The organism is Streptomyces sp. NPDC002643, assembly GCF_053592555.1.
Genome location: NZ_JBSFVY010000009.1, coordinates 1 through 14,782, shown reverse-complemented (window position 1 = coordinate 14,782; position 14,782 = coordinate 1). Strand labels below are relative to the sequence as shown.

Genomic DNA, 14,782 nt, shown 5'->3' with positions numbered 1-14,782 from the left:
CACGGTGCAGGCGCGGCGATGCCACGGCGACGGCGGCTCAGTGCCGGTGCTCATGGTCCGGGTGCGACGGATCGCCGGGATGCTCGTAGCCGTGCGTGTACACGACGTCGGCGCGGGCCCGGTCCAGCCAGTCGAAGAAGGCCCGACGGCCCCTCGCCCGCCGCAGCTCCCGCGCCACCTCGTCCCGCACCCGCTCGTACGGCAGGAAGTCGCCCGGCGCCGCCCCGCCGTAGGGGTCGACACCGCGTCGTAGCGCGTCCCGGGTGAGATAGCGGTCCCGGTTGCGGTCGTAGTAGTCCCGTACGGCGTCCTCGGGCACCGCCTGCTCGGCCTCCAGCACGGCCAGCAGGGTCCGGGCGGCGCCGGAGTGCGCGAGCGTCACGGCGACGATGCTGCCGAGATCGGCGACATCGGTCCCGGCCACATCCAGCACCCGCGCCGGGGAGACCTCCTCCGGGGGCGCCAACCCCCGCTCGGCGCAGGCCCGCCGGGCCAGTTCATCGGCGACCACGATCTGCGTCGCCCATCGCCTGCGCTGCCGTTCCGCCCGAGCGAAGGCATCCGGCCGTGTCTCCCGGTCCCGGGCGGGCACGGCTCGCAGGACGGCGTCGACGCGTTCCCTCGATACGGCTTCACCGGCGACCACACACGCGAAGTCGCTCACTGGGTCACCTCCAGCACCACCGCCTCCGTATAGGCGACGCAGCCGTGCCACCCCACCTTCGCCATCAGCCAGTACGAGCCCGGCGGCACCGCCGAGCCGTCCACCTCCAGCGCGCACTCCAGCGACTCCCCGGCCGGCACCGTGAACCCCTGGCTGCCGGGCGCGACCCCGGCCCAGGTGCCCCACGACGACACCGCCCACAGGGTGCCGTCGACCGGGCCCCGGGTGGTGTTCCGCAAGGTCACCGGGACGCTCACCCGCTCACCCCGGCGCACGGAGACCCGCTCGACGCCGAGTCCGGTCACCAGCGTGGGCCCGGTCCGCCCATCCGGTTCACCCGGCGGCACCGTCCCCGGCACATCGAGGGCGACCACGTCCTCGTACGTCTGCCCGCCGTACGTCAGCCGCGCGGCCAGCCGATGCCGGCCGGGCGCCGCGTCCACCGGAGGCGTGATCGTGATGTCGGTGAGCGTGAAGCCGCCGGGGCCGAGCGCGTACGGCAGTTCGGCGGGCCCCGTGGACCAGCCGGGCGGTACGTCCAGGTGGACCGTGCCGGACACCGGCGCGTCGATCAGCTCGGAGGAGACCCGTACGGTCGCCGTCACGGGCCCGGAGACGGTGAGCGCGGACGGGGACGCGTACACGGCCACCGGCATGTTCCCGCGCGGCGCGGGCCCCGAGTTGTGCAGCCAATAGCGGGTGTGGATCGGCTGGGCCGGTTCATGGGCGGCGATCCCGGGTCCGGCGGTCGGTGCCCCGGCCTGCGGGGTGGCCAGGACGGTGGCGACCTCGAAACCGGTCAGCCCGATCTCCACACCACCGTCGGGCTCCAGCGCTTCCTCCCGCCGCTCCAGCACATCCGCCCGCGCCGCCTCCGTCCAGGCGGTCGGCCCGGTCACCCGCGCCCGCACCGGCCGTCCGTCCACCTCGTGCAGCCGTACGACGACCCCCGCGGCCGGGTCCACCGGCGCCGACCCGCCCCCGGCCAGCGGCGACCCGGTCGGCTTGAGGGCGTCGAGCATGACCCGGCCCTCGGGCTCCAACGCCAACAGCGTTGCCGTACGCGGCAGTTCGGCGGACTCCTCGGCGGTGGTGCGCACCCGTGCGGTGAGCGGATGGTTGAAGGCATGTCCGGCCTGCGGCAGCCGCTGCTCACGCCAGTCGCCCTCGCCCGTGACGACCGCGTAGTCGAAGGTGTGCGACCAGCGCTGGAGCTGGAAACCGGAGCCGTCGGGCGCGGTGCGGCGGGGCGGATCGACCCAGATGCCGGAGGGCCAGCCGGTGCAGGAGCGCATCAGGGACATATAGAGGTCGCCGGAAGGGGTGACCACACAGCCGGGCGTGCCCCGGTTGAGGACGGCGAAGCCGCGTCCGTCCCAGGCGTCGCCGGGCGGCAGTGCCTCGCCGCCGCCGGCCGCCGTGGCCCGTACGGTCGCGTCGTCGAGGTCGGCGATCAGCGCGTCCACCGCCTTGGCGTCGTCCTCGGGACCGTTGCCCGCGACGACCAGCAGGGGCAGGCGTTCGAGGTCGCGAAGGTCGGCGCCGGGCACCCACTCCTCGCGCAGGCTCGCGCGCGGGGCGACCCACACCGCCGCGAGACCGTTCCCGGCGAGCTGGCGGCGCAGTTCGCGGGCGGCCGCCGGGTCCCAGCCGAGCGCCTCGGCGACGAGCGTGTTGCGCTCGGGGCCGCCGACGGCGATACGGATGTCCGGCAGATTGGAGTCGACCTCCAGATCGCCGTAACGGGGGCCGCCCGCGATCGTGGAGGTGGCCGTGACACCGGCCCTGACCAGTGCGGCGGCGAGCGGGGCGCCCAGCTCCCCGGCGGCGTTCCAGTCGGAGTAGATCAGTTCGGCCACGCCGATCGACCGGTGGCCGAGGAGAAGCCCGGTGTCGTCGTGGACGGCGACGCGGGCCGTGGAGCCCAGCCCGAACCAGGTGTTGGCCGGGTTGTCGAGCGTCCACGGGAACCGCTCGCTGTCCACCTCCACAAAGCCGAAGCCGCGTCCGATCACCGCGTCGGCGACCTCGTGCACCGGCAGCCCGCCCCGGACGTCCGACGGCCAGCGGACCCGGATCAGCCGGTCGGCCCCGTCGTAGCCGTCGATGGTCGTGGACACGTCGAGGCGGTCGACGCCCGCCCAGAGGGTGAGGCGCTGGGTGTAGGTGAAAAGGCCCAGGTCGGCGCGGACGGTGAGGCGGGAGCCTGCGGGGGAGTGCTCGACATCGATGTCAGCGATGACGTCCCGGCTGCGGGCGGCCGTCGTCCCCGTCGGGGTGAGGTGCCAGGGGCCCTCACCGAAGCGAGGATGACGCGAGTACTCCTCCTGTACGACCAGCTCGTTGCCGATGTCACCGGCGCGCAGCAGCTCCCGGCCACCCTCGGCCAGGGCCCGCAGACTGCTGACCCCGCCGCCGCGCGCCGGGTCGACCGTGACCTCGTAGAACTCGTTGCGGATCGTCGCGCCCTCGCCCGATGTCCCGGGCGTCCACTCGGGGACCGCCCCCTCGGCGAGGGAGAGGGCCTTGAGCCCCATGCCGGGGACGTCCGGGACGACGACCTTCAGCTCGCCGTCCTCGCGTACGGCGGGCAGCGGGAGTCCGGTGAGGTCCAGCGGAACCAGCCCGGGGTCGTCTACCGTCAGGACGTCCTTGCGCTGCCAGGTCGATGCGTTGAAGACGACCAGGTCGGGGGCGCCGCCCGGCAGAGGGGCGACCCGGCGGGCGAGGGCGTCGGTGGCGTCCGTGTGCACGGTCTGGGCGAGGTCGTACAACTCCCGCCAGCCGGTGAGCAGGTCGATATAGACCTGGTCGGACTCCGAGCCGGTGATGGCGTCGTGGTGGGCGCCGTAGATCAGCTGCCGCCACGCCTTGTCGAGGGCCGCGTCCGGGTAGGGGTGCCCGGTGGTGAGGGAGGCGAGGGTCGCCCATGCCTCGGCATCCGCGAGCAGGGCCTCGCCGTGGCGCTGGGCCTGCTTGGTGTCGATGTAGGAGACGTCCTTGCCCGTGTAGATCGGGTTCATGTCCCGCGTCTGCGGCGACGCCCTGCGGCCCTCGGCGTCCAGTTCGGCGCGCACGGCCGCGAAGAAGTCCTTCGGCAGGGCGCTCACGAACCTCGGCCACACATAGCGCTCGTTCCAGTCCCGGTGGATGCCCATCACCCAGCGGCACGGCGGGGCGTAGTCACCGCCGACCGGCAACAGCACATTGCGGGTGAGCGCGACCTGCTTCAGCCCCTTGAACAGCTTCAGCGCGGCGGCCTCCGCCTCGGGGAGGGTGGGCGCGTTGTCGATGGCCCAGCCGGCGCCGTAGTGGTTGACCATGTACGCCGTGAGCAGCCCGCGCCCGGACGGGGCGATCCAGTCGAACTCGGCCGGGAACTGCATGCGGTTCGGATCGCGCGGCTCCTCACCGAAGACGGACAGCGTCGGCCCCCACTGGTGGAACGGCCCCCGCGCCCACGAGCTGGACGAGATCCCGGCGTCCGCCATCAGCCCCGGGAACTGCGGATCGTGCCCGAAGGCGTCCAACTGCCAGGCGGTGTCCGGGTCCGCGCCCATGATCCGGCGCTGGAAGCCGTCCCCGTACAGGGCGTTGCGGATGGTGGCCTCGGCGCCGGTGAGGTTGGTGTTGGGCTCGTTGTAGGTGCCGCCCATGATCTCGACGCGGCCGGTGCGGATCAGCTGCCGAAGGAAGGCCCGCTCCTCCGGGAAGGAGTCCCAGTAGGGCTTGAGGTAGTCGACCTCGGCGAGCACGAAGGTGTACGCCGGGTCGCGCCGGGCCAGATCGCAGTGGGCGCGCACCAGGCTCATCCCGGACTGGCCGCGCGAGTCGAACGTACGGGCGGGCAGGCCGCTGGAGGCGGGGTCGTCGGCGACGTCCCAGGTCTCGGTGTAGGCGGCCTGGGTGTTCCACCAGACGGGGTCGTAGTGGAAGTGGCTCACCATGAACATGGTCCAGCCGGGCTCGGCGGCGGTGAACTCGGCCTCGTGGAACACGAGTTGGCCCGCGCCCGCGTCCTCGGCGGTGACCGTGATCCCCCGCTTGTCGCCGGGGGCTAGCCCTTCGGCGGTCACGGATATCTCGGCGCGTACGGTGCCGTCCTCGCCCACGGTCGCGACGGTCTCCCCGACGCTGTGGATGCCCGGGCCCTTCACGGTGAGCCGGACCGGACGGCCGGGCTGATGCTCGATCTCGACGGCCACGACCTGATGCGGATGCTCGGCGGTACCGGTGAAGAGCTCGGTCGACTCGGCAGAGATGACGCGCATGGGGCTCCTACGAGTGCTCGGCGGAGCCCCATCCTGGCATCGCGGAATGATTCAATCAACCATGAATTGTCATTGTGGGTGATTCATTCATGCGGGTGCGGGTGCGGGTGCGGGTGCGAGACGGGGGTCGCGCGGTGCTCAGCGACCGCGCCGGGACTTCTGCGCGTGCTGCTTGGCGATGTGGTCGGTCAGGGCGAGGGAGGCACTGGCCCGCTGGTAGGTGAGCTGGGCGACCCGGACGTAGAGGCAGTCGACGAGGGTCAGCACGGAGTGGCGGGCGCCGATGCCCTCGGGGCGGAAGCTGGTCTCCGCCGAGGAGGAGACCAGCCGGATGTCGGCGGAGCGGGCGAGCCGGGAGCGCGGGTCTGAGGTGAGGGCGATCGTGGTCGCGCCACGCTCCTTGGCCAGCTCGAACGGCTCGATGACCTCGCGGGTCGAGCCGGAGTGCGAGATGGCGATGGCCACGTCCGCCGGGGTGAGCAGGGCGGCGGAGGTGGTCGCCGCGTGCACCTCGGTCCAGCCGCGCACCGAGCACCCGATACGGAACAGCCGGGTCTCGGTCTCCCAGGCCACCGCGCCGCTGCCGCCCACGCCGTACACGTCCACGCGGCGGGCGCGGGCCACGGACTGGGCCGCGCGCTCGATCGCGTCCAGGTCCATCCGGTCGATGGTCTGCTGCACCGCCCGCAGATCCGCGGTGCCCACGACCTGCACGACCCGTTCCAGGCTGTCGTCGGGGGAGATGTCCGGGCCGATCTCGGCCGTGCCCCAGTCCGAGGCCTCGCCCCGGCCGCGCTCCTGGGCCAGCTCGATCAGCAGATGCTGATACGAGTCCAGGCCGATGGCACGACAGAAACGGGTCACGGTCGCCTGGGAGGTACCGGTGCGGCGGCCCAGCTCGGCGGCCGAGCAGTGGGTGACGGCGGCCGGGTCCTCAAGGATCAGCTCGCCCACCTTCCGCAGCGAGCCCGCCAGCCGGGGCAACTCGGTGCGGATCAGGGTGGTCACGTCGGTGGAGGGCATGACAGAGAAGGTAGCAGCCACCGATCAACCCGGAAGGTGAATACCAGGACCGGGAAGGCCCGGCCGATCGGCCTCTGACCTCGCCGCATGTCACCACGCGTTGCTCGCGGCACACCGCGTATGGTTTATTGATTCATGACTGGAGATGGATAGGTGGTTCAATCCACCAGTGGGGAGTGTCAGGTGTCCGACGAGACCGCCAACGAGACCATCGAGGAGTCCGTCGAGGAGTCCGTGACCGGGCCGGTGAACTCCGAGCGCTTCGCACGCGAGGGTCTGGCCGTCCTGAACCACCTCACCGAGTCCTCCCGCGCCGACATCACCCGCGCCGCCGGGCTGATCGCCGACTGTGTACGCGCCGACGGTGTCATCCACGCCTTCGGCACCGGCCACTCCCAGGCACTCGTCCTCGAACTCGCCGGTCGCGCCGGCGGACTGGTCCCCACCAACCGCCTCAGCATCGCCGACCTGGTCCTCTACGGCGGCGACCACCCGAGCGTCCTCGACGACCCGCTCCTCGAACGCAAGCCGGGCATCGCCTCCCGCCTCTACCACCTCGCGGCACCCCGCCCGCAGGACCTGTTCGTCGTCATCTCCAACTCCGGCGTCAACAACGTGATCGTCGAGATGGCCCTCCACGCCAAGGAGAACGGCCACCGGCTGCTCGCCATCACCTCCCTCTCCCACACCCGAGCCGTCCCGGCCGGCCACTCCAGCGGCAAGAAGCTCGCCGACCTCGCCGATGTCGTCCTCGACAACGCGGCCCCCCGCGGCGACGCGCTGCTGGAGTTGCCGGGCGGCGGATCGGTCTGCGCCCTGTCCACCCTGACCGGCGTGATGCTCGTCCAGATGGCGGTCGCCGAGGCCACCGCCCACCTCCTCGCCTCCGGCGACCGCCCCCCGGTGTACGTCTCCGCCAACGTCCCCGGCGGCTTCGAGGGCAACCTGGAACTGGAGCGGCGGTACGCGGGACGCATCCGGCGTACCGCCAGTTGACCCCTACGGCACCGGCACCGGGGTGAGCGCCACGGCCAGCGGATAGGCGCCGGTCGCCAGGGGCGTCCCGACCGTCCCGTCCGCCGTGTCGACGGGGACCAGCACGTTCCCGTCGGCCGTGGTGACATACACCGTGCCGCCGTTCCAGTCCGGTGCCACGTCGAACGCGGACCTCCCGACCGTCACCGCCGTACCCGGTGCCCCCGTCGCCGTGTCGACCGGGGTGACCGTCGCGCCGGTGCTGGGGCTGACCCACAGCGTCCGGCCGTCCGGCGACAGGGCGAGCCCGTACGCCTGGCCGGTGACGAGAAGCGTGGGTTCCGTGTCGTTGGTGGCGGTGTCGATCGGGGTGACCGTCGAGCCGCCGGAGTTGGAGACGTACACCCGCTTGCCGTCCGGCGAGGCCACCACGTTGAACGGGCGCGGCCCGACCGGGATCGCCGTACCGGCCGTACGGGCCGTGAGGTCGACCGGGCTGACCGTGTTGTCGTGGATGTTCGCCACATACAAAGTCCTGCCGTCGGGTGTGATCGCCATGTTCTCCGGCCCGTCGCCCACCGCGATCGTCGCCCCGGCCGTGAGCGTCCCGGTGTCGATGGGCTGCACTGTGCCGTCGGTGTAGTTGGCGACCCAGAGCGTGGAATTGTCGGGCGTCAGGGCGAGCCCGGCCGGCACCCGGCCCACGGCGACGCTCGCCGTGACCTTGCCGCTGCTGATGTCGATCACACTCACGGTGTTCGACCCCTGGTTGGCCGCATACGCGGTACGGCCGTCCGCGCTCACCACCACCTCGCCGGGGTTGGCCCCCACCTTGATCTCGGAGCTCTTCCCGGACGACAGATCGACCGAACTGACCGAGGCGCCGCTGAAGTTGGCGGTGAGCGCCCGGAACGTGCCCGTGCCGTCGGTGACCTGGACGGGAAGGGCCCGGCCGAGGACACCGTCCCCGCCCGACACCACCACGGAACGCACCCCGGGCGAGGCGCCCTCACCGGCCGTGAAGGTGACGGCCGCGGTGGCACTGCCCCCGGCCGGCACGGAAACGGTGCCGCTGTCAGGGGATGCGGTGACGCCGTCCGGCACGGTCAGTTCCCAGGTCACCGACCGGGCGGCGGTGGACCGTTCGTCGGACAGTGTCAGCGTCACGGACTTCGGCTCGCCCGCCTTCAGGGAGAGGGAGCCAGGAGAGAAGGACGGATCGACGCCCGGGGCGGGGGCGTTCTCCAGCATGGTCGTGTAGAGGAACTGTTCCATGACCCCCGGTGAGACCTGCTGGGGTATCGCGTCCAGCGCCTTGCGCTCGGTGCGCAGCCGCTCGTAGTACCGCGCCACGGCCTCGTCGTCGCCGCGCTTGTTGGCCAACAGCAGCTCCACGGCCGTCCGCCCGGCGTCCCCGTACGCGCCCAGCTTGTCCAGCCAGGCCGAAGTCTCCGCCAGGAAGCCGGGGTTGGCGAGATGCGCCCGCAACTTCGCGGGCGTGGCGGCCATGTCGGTGAAGTACGCCTTCAGCGCGGCGGCGGCCTTGTCGAGTCCGCTGTCCCCCTCGTACGCCTCGCGGAAGTCGGCGATGAGACGGGTCAGGGTGGGGGACTCCGTGGCGTCGAGCTGGGAGGAGTAGTTGTTCTCCGCGAATATCCGCAGCCATTGCGATGCCTTGGCCCCGGCGAGATCGCGGACGGAGGCGAGGAACGCGGCGCGCGGGTCGTACGCCTTCGGGTTCCAGAGGTAGGTGGCCGAGGTGAACAGGGCGAGTCGGCTAGCCTGGCCCTGGACCATGGGGTTGGCGGTCACACCGGTGGCCGCGCTCGCCACGCCGGTCTCACGGCCGGTGTAGGGGCCGAGCAGGAGACGGCTGGTGACGTAGTCGTTGACGGGGTAGTTGTCCCAGATCAGGATCGGGTGGCCGTAGACCTCGCGGGCCTGCTTCACCTGTTCGGTGGTGATGGTGGGCGCGATCACTCCGACACCGGTCCACTCCACGACCACCTCCGGGTCCAACCGCTCCCTCAGCGCCTTCTTGTACGGGCTGTCGGCCAGGTCGGAGTACTCGGTGGGCACCATTTCGAGCGGCTGGAGCCCGCTGCGGCCGGCCGAGAAGTCCCGCCAGGCCTCGTTGATCAGATACGACTGCGCGGCACCGGCCGCCCCGCCGCCACTGCCGAACCTCTCCTCGTCGGCCGCGCAGTTCCACTTCGTGTAGCTGATGTCGTCCAACGGGATCGCGAAGGACCGTACGCCGATGTCGTACAGCGAGGCGAACTTGCGGACGAGGGCCGCGATGTCACCGGCGGAGGAGTAGCAGACCGACAGGCCGGGCGAGAGGGCGTAGGTGAAGCGGACGTGGTTGGCGTCGGCCCGGTCGACCAGTTCCCCCAGCCGCTTCAGCTCGGCGGCCGGATATTCGTCCCGCCAGCGCTCCCTCAAGTACGGGTCGTCCTTGGGGGAGTAGACGTACACGTTCTGCTTGGTACGTCCGTAGAAGTCGAGTTGGTCGAGTCGCTCGGCGTGGGTCCAGGGGGTGCCGTAGAACCCCTCGACGACACCGCGCAGTCGGGCCGTCGGCCAGTCGCGGACGGTGATGTCGGGGACGCGGTCCTTGGTGACCAGTTGGCGCAGGGTCTGGGCGGCGTAGAAGGTGCCGGTCGGATCGGTGCCGGAGAGGGCGAGGAGGGGGCCGGAGGCTGTGCGGCCGGAGGCGAGGACATGGCCGCCGGACGCGAGGCCGGTGGGGGAGGGGGCGCCAAGTCGCTTGAGGGCGTGGGCGGTCGCGGGGTTCTCCGCGGGGCCGCCCAGATAGACGGTGAGCCGGGCGGCGGGCGGGCGTTCCCCGGCGGGGACGACCACGAACCGCTCGGCACCGGCCTTGCGCAGCACCGCCTCGACGACCCGGCGCGCCGCCGGGTCCGTGTCCGCCCCGACGACCTCGACCACCCGCTCGGGTACGGCGACGGAGCCCCGGCCCGCCTCGATGTGCTGCGGGGTGGGCCAGATCTTCGGCAACGTTGTCGAAGCGGGGGACGGGGGCTCGGAGGCGGCCGACACGGGGTGGGGGGTGGTGAGGGATAGGCCGAGGGCCAGCAGCAGAGGCAAGGTCAGGCGTCTGCCCAGGACGTGGATGAATGAATCCATCGAAACATGCTAGGGATGTCGATTCAATCATTCAATGGTGCGGTGGGCGGTGGGTGAGGGGCGGGGGGAGCGAGGGGTGTGATCGACGGGGGACGTGCGGGGGCCGGTCGACGGGCGAGTGTCAGTGGGGGGTGTCACGCTGGGTTCACATGGGATCGACGAAAGGCAATCACCATGATCACCACCGACAACGCTCCCGGCTCCCCCTGCTGGGTCGACCTGGGCTCCCCCGACGTGGGGGCCGCGGCGGCCTTCTACGGCGACGTCCTCGGCTGGGAGTACGAGTCCATGGGCGGCGAGGGGGACGAGATGGAAGGCGGGATGTTCAAGAAGGACGGCAAGACCGTCGCCGGACTCGGCAAGCTGACGGAGGAGGGCGCGCGGTCGGCCTGGATGATCTACTACGCCGTCACCGACGCGAACGCCACCACCGAGGCCGTACGGAGCGCGGGCGGCACCGTGCGCGTCGAGCCGAGGGACCTTGAGGACTGGGGTCGGATGGCGCAGTTCAACGACCCGCTGGGCGGGCAGTTCGCCGTGTGGCAGCCGGGCAAGGACACGGGCTTCGAGATCGCGGACAAGCCGGGCTCGCTGACCTGGACCGAGTTGTACACCACCGATGTGTCGGCGGCGAAGGAGTTCTACGGCGGCATCTTCGGCTGGCAGTACAGCGAGATGGAGCTGCCGGGCGGTGGGGGCGCGTACACGCTGATCACCCCCGAGGGGAAGCCCGAGGAGCGGATGCAGGGCGGGCTGATGGAACTGCCGAAGGAGAACCTCGCCCTGGCGCACGGGCAGCCGTACTGGCACCCGGTCTTCGAGGTCGCCGACTGCGACGCGGCGGTCGCCAAGGTCACCGCGAACGGCGGAAGTGTGCAGATGGGGCCGGAGGACGCGGAGGGCGTGGGCCGGCTGGCCGTGTGCGTCGACCCGTTCAACGCGGACTTCGTGGTGCTGACTTCGGTACGGAGCTGAGCGGGCGGGTCGGGAGCCGAGGTCGGCTCGGGCGCCGGGGCGGGGGCTCGCCGAGTGACCGTTTCCGTGCGAGTGGGCCGGTGTTGAGGCCGTGGCGAGGCCGGCACCGCTGATCGGTCCGGCCCCGCGCTACCCGTCGACGCCTTCGGCGGTCGGCGGTCCTCAGCTGCCCTCGTTCTCCCGCTCCACCGGGAGCCACAGCTCCGCGTCGGCCTCGCCCGTGCTCGGTGACAGCCGGGTGCGGAGGATCTCCGGGCCGGGGCGGCTCCGGTACGGGTTGGACGGGAACCACTCCGCGTAGACGTCCCGCCACAGCTCCTGGATGGCCTGGGGTGCCGGGCCGGAGGCGGTGAACACGGCCCAGGTGCCGGCCGGGACGGACAGGGCGGTCATGCCCTCGGGGGCAGCCGCGGAGGTGATCACCCCGTGGTAGTAGTCGAGTTCGGTGCCCTCGGCGCGGCTCGGGTCGAGATCGTCGCAGACGGCGACGATGCCGTGCGGCTCCTGGTCCGACAGCTTCTCCAACCGCTCCACGGTCTGCCGTTCGATACTCCGGACGAAGTCGATGATCGCCTGGTTCGGCCCCAAGTGCACCAGCGGCACCCGGGCCTTGAGCCCCACGACCGTGAAGTCCGGCCGGTCCACTACGCGATATCGCATGCTGCTGTTCCCTTCGACGGTGAGGCGGAAGGACAGCCGGGGCTGTGACACGAGCGCGGCGCCGGTGCGCCGGGCCTCGCCCGGCCCGACACCGTGCACGGCACGGAACGCCCGCGCGAACGCCTCGCCCGAGCCGTAGCCGTACCGCACCGCGATCTCCAGCAGGGAGTCGCTGCCCGAGAGCACCTCGGCGCCCGCCACGGTGAGCCGTCGACGCCGGATGTACTCCGACAGCGGCATGCCCGCGAGCGCCGAGAACATCCGGCGCAGGTGGTACTCCGAGGTCGCGGCGATCCGCGCCAGCTCGGCCGCGTCGATCGACTGATCGAGACGACCCTCGATGTGCTCCATGGCCTGGTTGAGCCGCTCCAGCACCCCGGCCTCCTTCCTTCTGACACGCCTCAAGCTAGGCGCCCCGCACCCGACCCGACCCGACATCCTGTGCCCGATCGGATCGGGTACCCGCCGACCGGTCCGGGTGGCGCCTCCGACCCCGCCCCTCCGCACGGCGGCCTCCGCTCTGCGCGCCGCCGGGCCCCGACTGCTCGGATACGGCGACACCGACTACGGGCCATGCGACCACGACCGGATCATCGACGACGTACGCCGCTGCACGTAGGTCGACCAGTGGCGCTCGACGGTGCGGGCGAGCACCGTCCGCGCCGAGGCCCGTCGGCTGAAACTGGCGTCGATGCGGACGGAGTCGGAACTGAGGGTGTGGCGCAAGCCCTGCTGATACGAGGCTACTTGCGGCATATGAGGTCACGCTTCGGGAAGCTGCCGCCGGTCAGGTAGGCGTCCACCGTGCGGGTCACGCACTTCGGTGCGCCCGGGAGGCCGTAGATCGCGTGACCGCGTCCACCGGCGACGTACACCATGCGGGAGCTGTGCAGTGCCCGGTGCATGGCCCGGCCGCTGGCCAGCGGGGTCTGGGGGTCCCACTGGTTGTGCACGACCAGGGCCCGGACCCCGTTGTCGACCCGGGTGGCGGGCTCGGAGCCACGGGGCCAGAACGCGCAGGGGGTGACGTTGGACGCGAAGTCCCCGTACAGCGGGTAACGGGCGCCGTCGCGGGGCGCTTCGTGCCGGTAGCGGGCCGGGTCACGCGGCCAGGACGCGGAGTTGTCGCCGCACATGATCGCCCAGTACAGCGCGGTGGCGTTGTCCTCGATGGAGTCCGCGGGGTCCTTCGACACCGGGTCGCGACGGGTGGACCGGGCCTTGCGCAGCGCGACGACTTCGCGTGCGGCCTTGTCGGGGTCGGCGAAGAACTCCGCCCGCAGCCAGTCACGGATGTCGGCCCCGCTGAGCGCCTGGCCCCGGTGCCCCTCGTCGGAGCCCATGTACCGCAGGGGAGCGCGATCGGCACGCGCGACGAGCTTCCAGAAGGCGGCCCGCACTCTCGCGGGCGTGTGACCCAGGTGGTACGTACGGTCCTTGCGCGCCGTCAGCCGGCTCCACTCCCGGAACGCGGGCCCGGACCCGGAGGCCATGGCCTGGATCGTGCCCCGCCCGAACGCGTTGGGCGCCACGGCGCTGTCCAGCACGAAGCGGTCGCTGTGCCGGGGGAAGAGCTGGGTGTAGACGGCGCCCAGATAGGTGCCGTACGACCAGCCGACATAGGAGATCTTCTTCTCGCCCAGCACGCCTCGGATCACATCCATGTCGCGGGCGGTGTTCCGGGTGTTGATGTACGGCAGACGTGCCTTTTCTCGGGCCGCGCACTTGGTCGCGATGTCACGGGCCCGCGCGACGTCCTGGGCATGGGTAGCGGAACGGTACGGATGGAACGGCGTCAGCTCGTCCTCCGTCAGGCCGCAGCGCAGCGGGCTGCTGGTGTTGAGACCGCGTGGGTCGAAGCCGATCAGGTCGTAGCGCTCCTTGACCTTCTTCGACAGCGAGTCGTTCAGCTGGAGCGGGTTGCCGAGCGCCGCCGTGCTGGGGCCGCCCGGGTTGGACAGCAGCACACCGCGCCGCTTGCCCGGCACGGCGGTCTTCAGCCGCGAGAGGCGTAGCTTCAGCGTCGGACCGGTGGGGCGCGTGTAGTCCAGCGGCACGGTGATGTCGGCGCACCGGTACGCGGCGGGCGCCTCCCGCTGACAGCGCCGCCAGGCGGGGCGCTGGGCGTAGAAACGGTCGAGGGTGGCGGGATGATCCACCGAGGCCGACCGATCGGCACCACTCACGTCACCCACGCCATGCCCGCTGTCGGCGTCAGCCACGCCAGGCCCGCTGTTCGCGCCGGCCCCCTCGCGTGCGCCTCCCACACCTCCCGGGCCTCCCATGCCTTCCGCTCCCTCCGCCACGACGGGGGCGCAGAGGGTCGCGAGCAGTACGGCCGAAGCCAACGCCGCCTTGTGTGCCGAACGCATGCGGAAGTCCTTCCAGGAGAGGACCCGGTCCGGCCGTCCGGGGCCGGACCGGGTCAACCGGTCATGACCCCACTCTCGGCCCGACGCCCCCCTGCCCACCTCGGCCGAAAGGCCGGAGAACCAAGGCCCAAGGCCCACGCACCTGGCCGAAAGGCCGATCCCCGAAACCCATCTGCCAGCCCGAGGTTCCGTGCCCTCCACTGCCCGGCGACCGCCACTCCGCGCACCCCGGCCGCGCACCGCCCCTAAGACGTCGTCTCATTTGGCGCGCTGGGTAGTCTGCCCGTGTGGTGATGGTCGAGCGCATGGTGCCGGATGAGTTGTGGGAACTGTTCGAGCGGGTGGTCCCGCCTGCTCCATCGCGGCCTCAGGGCGGCGGCCGACGCCGGTACGGGGATCGCGAGGTGCTGGCTGCGATCATCTTCGTGGCCACGACGGGCTGCACCTGGCGGCAGCTGCCGCCGGTCTTCGGCCCGTCGGGGCCGACTGCGCACCGGCGCTTCACCGAGTGGACCGCTGCGCGGGTCTGGGCGAAGTTGCACCGCATCATCCTCGACGAGCTGGGTTCGCGCGGGGACCTGGACTGGTCGCGCTGCGCGATCGACTCGGTGAACATGCGGGCCCTGAAAGGGGGGACCTGACAGGTCCGAATCCTGTCGACCGGGGCAAGAAGGGCTCGAAGATCCACTTGA

General features: G+C 71.6%; 9 protein-coding genes and 1 pseudogene. 4 read left to right on the top strand and 6 right to left on the bottom strand.

All coding sequences use genetic code 11. The features are described from left to right. Positions 1–37: 37 nt before the first annotated feature. The 3 genes from ACWD4G_RS15510 to ACWD4G_RS15500 form a co-directional block, all read right to left on the bottom strand. Entirely contained in the window at positions 38–664 is a 627-nt protein-coding gene (locus ACWD4G_RS15510; RefSeq protein WP_451293461.1) for a peptidyl-prolyl cis-trans isomerase, read from the bottom strand. Then, positions 661–4,935, bottom strand: coding sequence for a glycoside hydrolase family 38 N-terminal domain-containing protein (locus ACWD4G_RS15505; protein ID WP_451293459.1), 4,275 nt, complete (start codon positions 4,933–4,935; stop codon positions 661–663). The genes ACWD4G_RS15510 and ACWD4G_RS15505 overlap by 4 nt, the downstream gene beginning before the upstream one ends. A gap of 138 nt (positions 4,936–5,073) precedes the next feature. Continuing rightward, complete coding sequence (locus tag ACWD4G_RS15500) at positions 5,074–5,958, bottom strand: MurR/RpiR family transcriptional regulator (protein WP_451293457.1); 885 nt, start codon at positions 5,956–5,958, stop codon at positions 5,074–5,076. A gap of 234 nt (positions 5,959–6,192) precedes the next feature. On the opposite strand from ACWD4G_RS15500, the gene ACWD4G_RS15495 reads away from it, so the two are divergent. Then, positions 6,193–6,954 (top strand): sugar isomerase domain-containing protein, encoded by a 762-nt coding sequence (locus tag ACWD4G_RS15495; protein ID WP_451293896.1) that lies wholly within the window; start codon positions 6,193–6,195, stop codon positions 6,952–6,954. Positions 6,955–6,957: 3 nt separating this feature from the next. Here the strand turns inward: ACWD4G_RS15495 and ACWD4G_RS15490 are convergent, their stop codons facing one another. Then, positions 6,958–10,083, bottom strand: a complete 3,126-nt coding sequence (locus tag ACWD4G_RS15490; RefSeq protein WP_451293455.1) for a beta-N-acetylglucosaminidase domain-containing protein — start codon at positions 10,081–10,083, stop codon at positions 6,958–6,960. Positions 10,084–10,257: 174 nt separating this feature from the next. On the opposite strand from ACWD4G_RS15490, the gene ACWD4G_RS15485 reads away from it, so the two are divergent. After that, positions 10,258–11,058 (top strand): VOC family protein, encoded by an 801-nt coding sequence (locus tag ACWD4G_RS15485; protein WP_451293453.1) that lies wholly within the window; start codon positions 10,258–10,260, stop codon positions 11,056–11,058. 162 nt (positions 11,059–11,220) lie between these two features. Here ACWD4G_RS15485 and ACWD4G_RS15480 read toward each other — a convergent pair whose 3' ends face one another. After that, positions 11,221–12,093 (bottom strand): AraC family transcriptional regulator, encoded by an 873-nt coding sequence (locus ACWD4G_RS15480; RefSeq protein ID WP_451293894.1) that lies wholly within the window; start codon positions 12,091–12,093, stop codon positions 11,221–11,223. Positions 12,094–12,196: 103 nt separating this feature from the next. Here ACWD4G_RS15480 and ACWD4G_RS15475 point away from each other — a divergent pair, with 103 nt between their 5' ends. Further along, positions 12,197–12,337 (top strand): hypothetical protein, encoded by a 141-nt coding sequence (locus ACWD4G_RS15475; RefSeq protein ID WP_451293451.1) that lies wholly within the window; start codon positions 12,197–12,199, stop codon positions 12,335–12,337. Positions 12,338–12,461: 124 nt separating this feature from the next. Here the strand turns inward: ACWD4G_RS15475 and ACWD4G_RS15470 are convergent, their stop codons facing one another. Beyond that, entirely contained in the window at positions 12,462–14,090 is a 1,629-nt protein-coding gene (locus ACWD4G_RS15470; RefSeq protein WP_451293449.1) for an alpha/beta hydrolase, read from the bottom strand. Between the two features lie 293 nt (positions 14,091–14,383). On the opposite strand from ACWD4G_RS15470, the pseudogene ACWD4G_RS15465 reads away from it, so the two are divergent. Beyond that, positions 14,384–14,782, top strand: a pseudogene (locus tag ACWD4G_RS15465) (transposase); the annotation flags it as partial.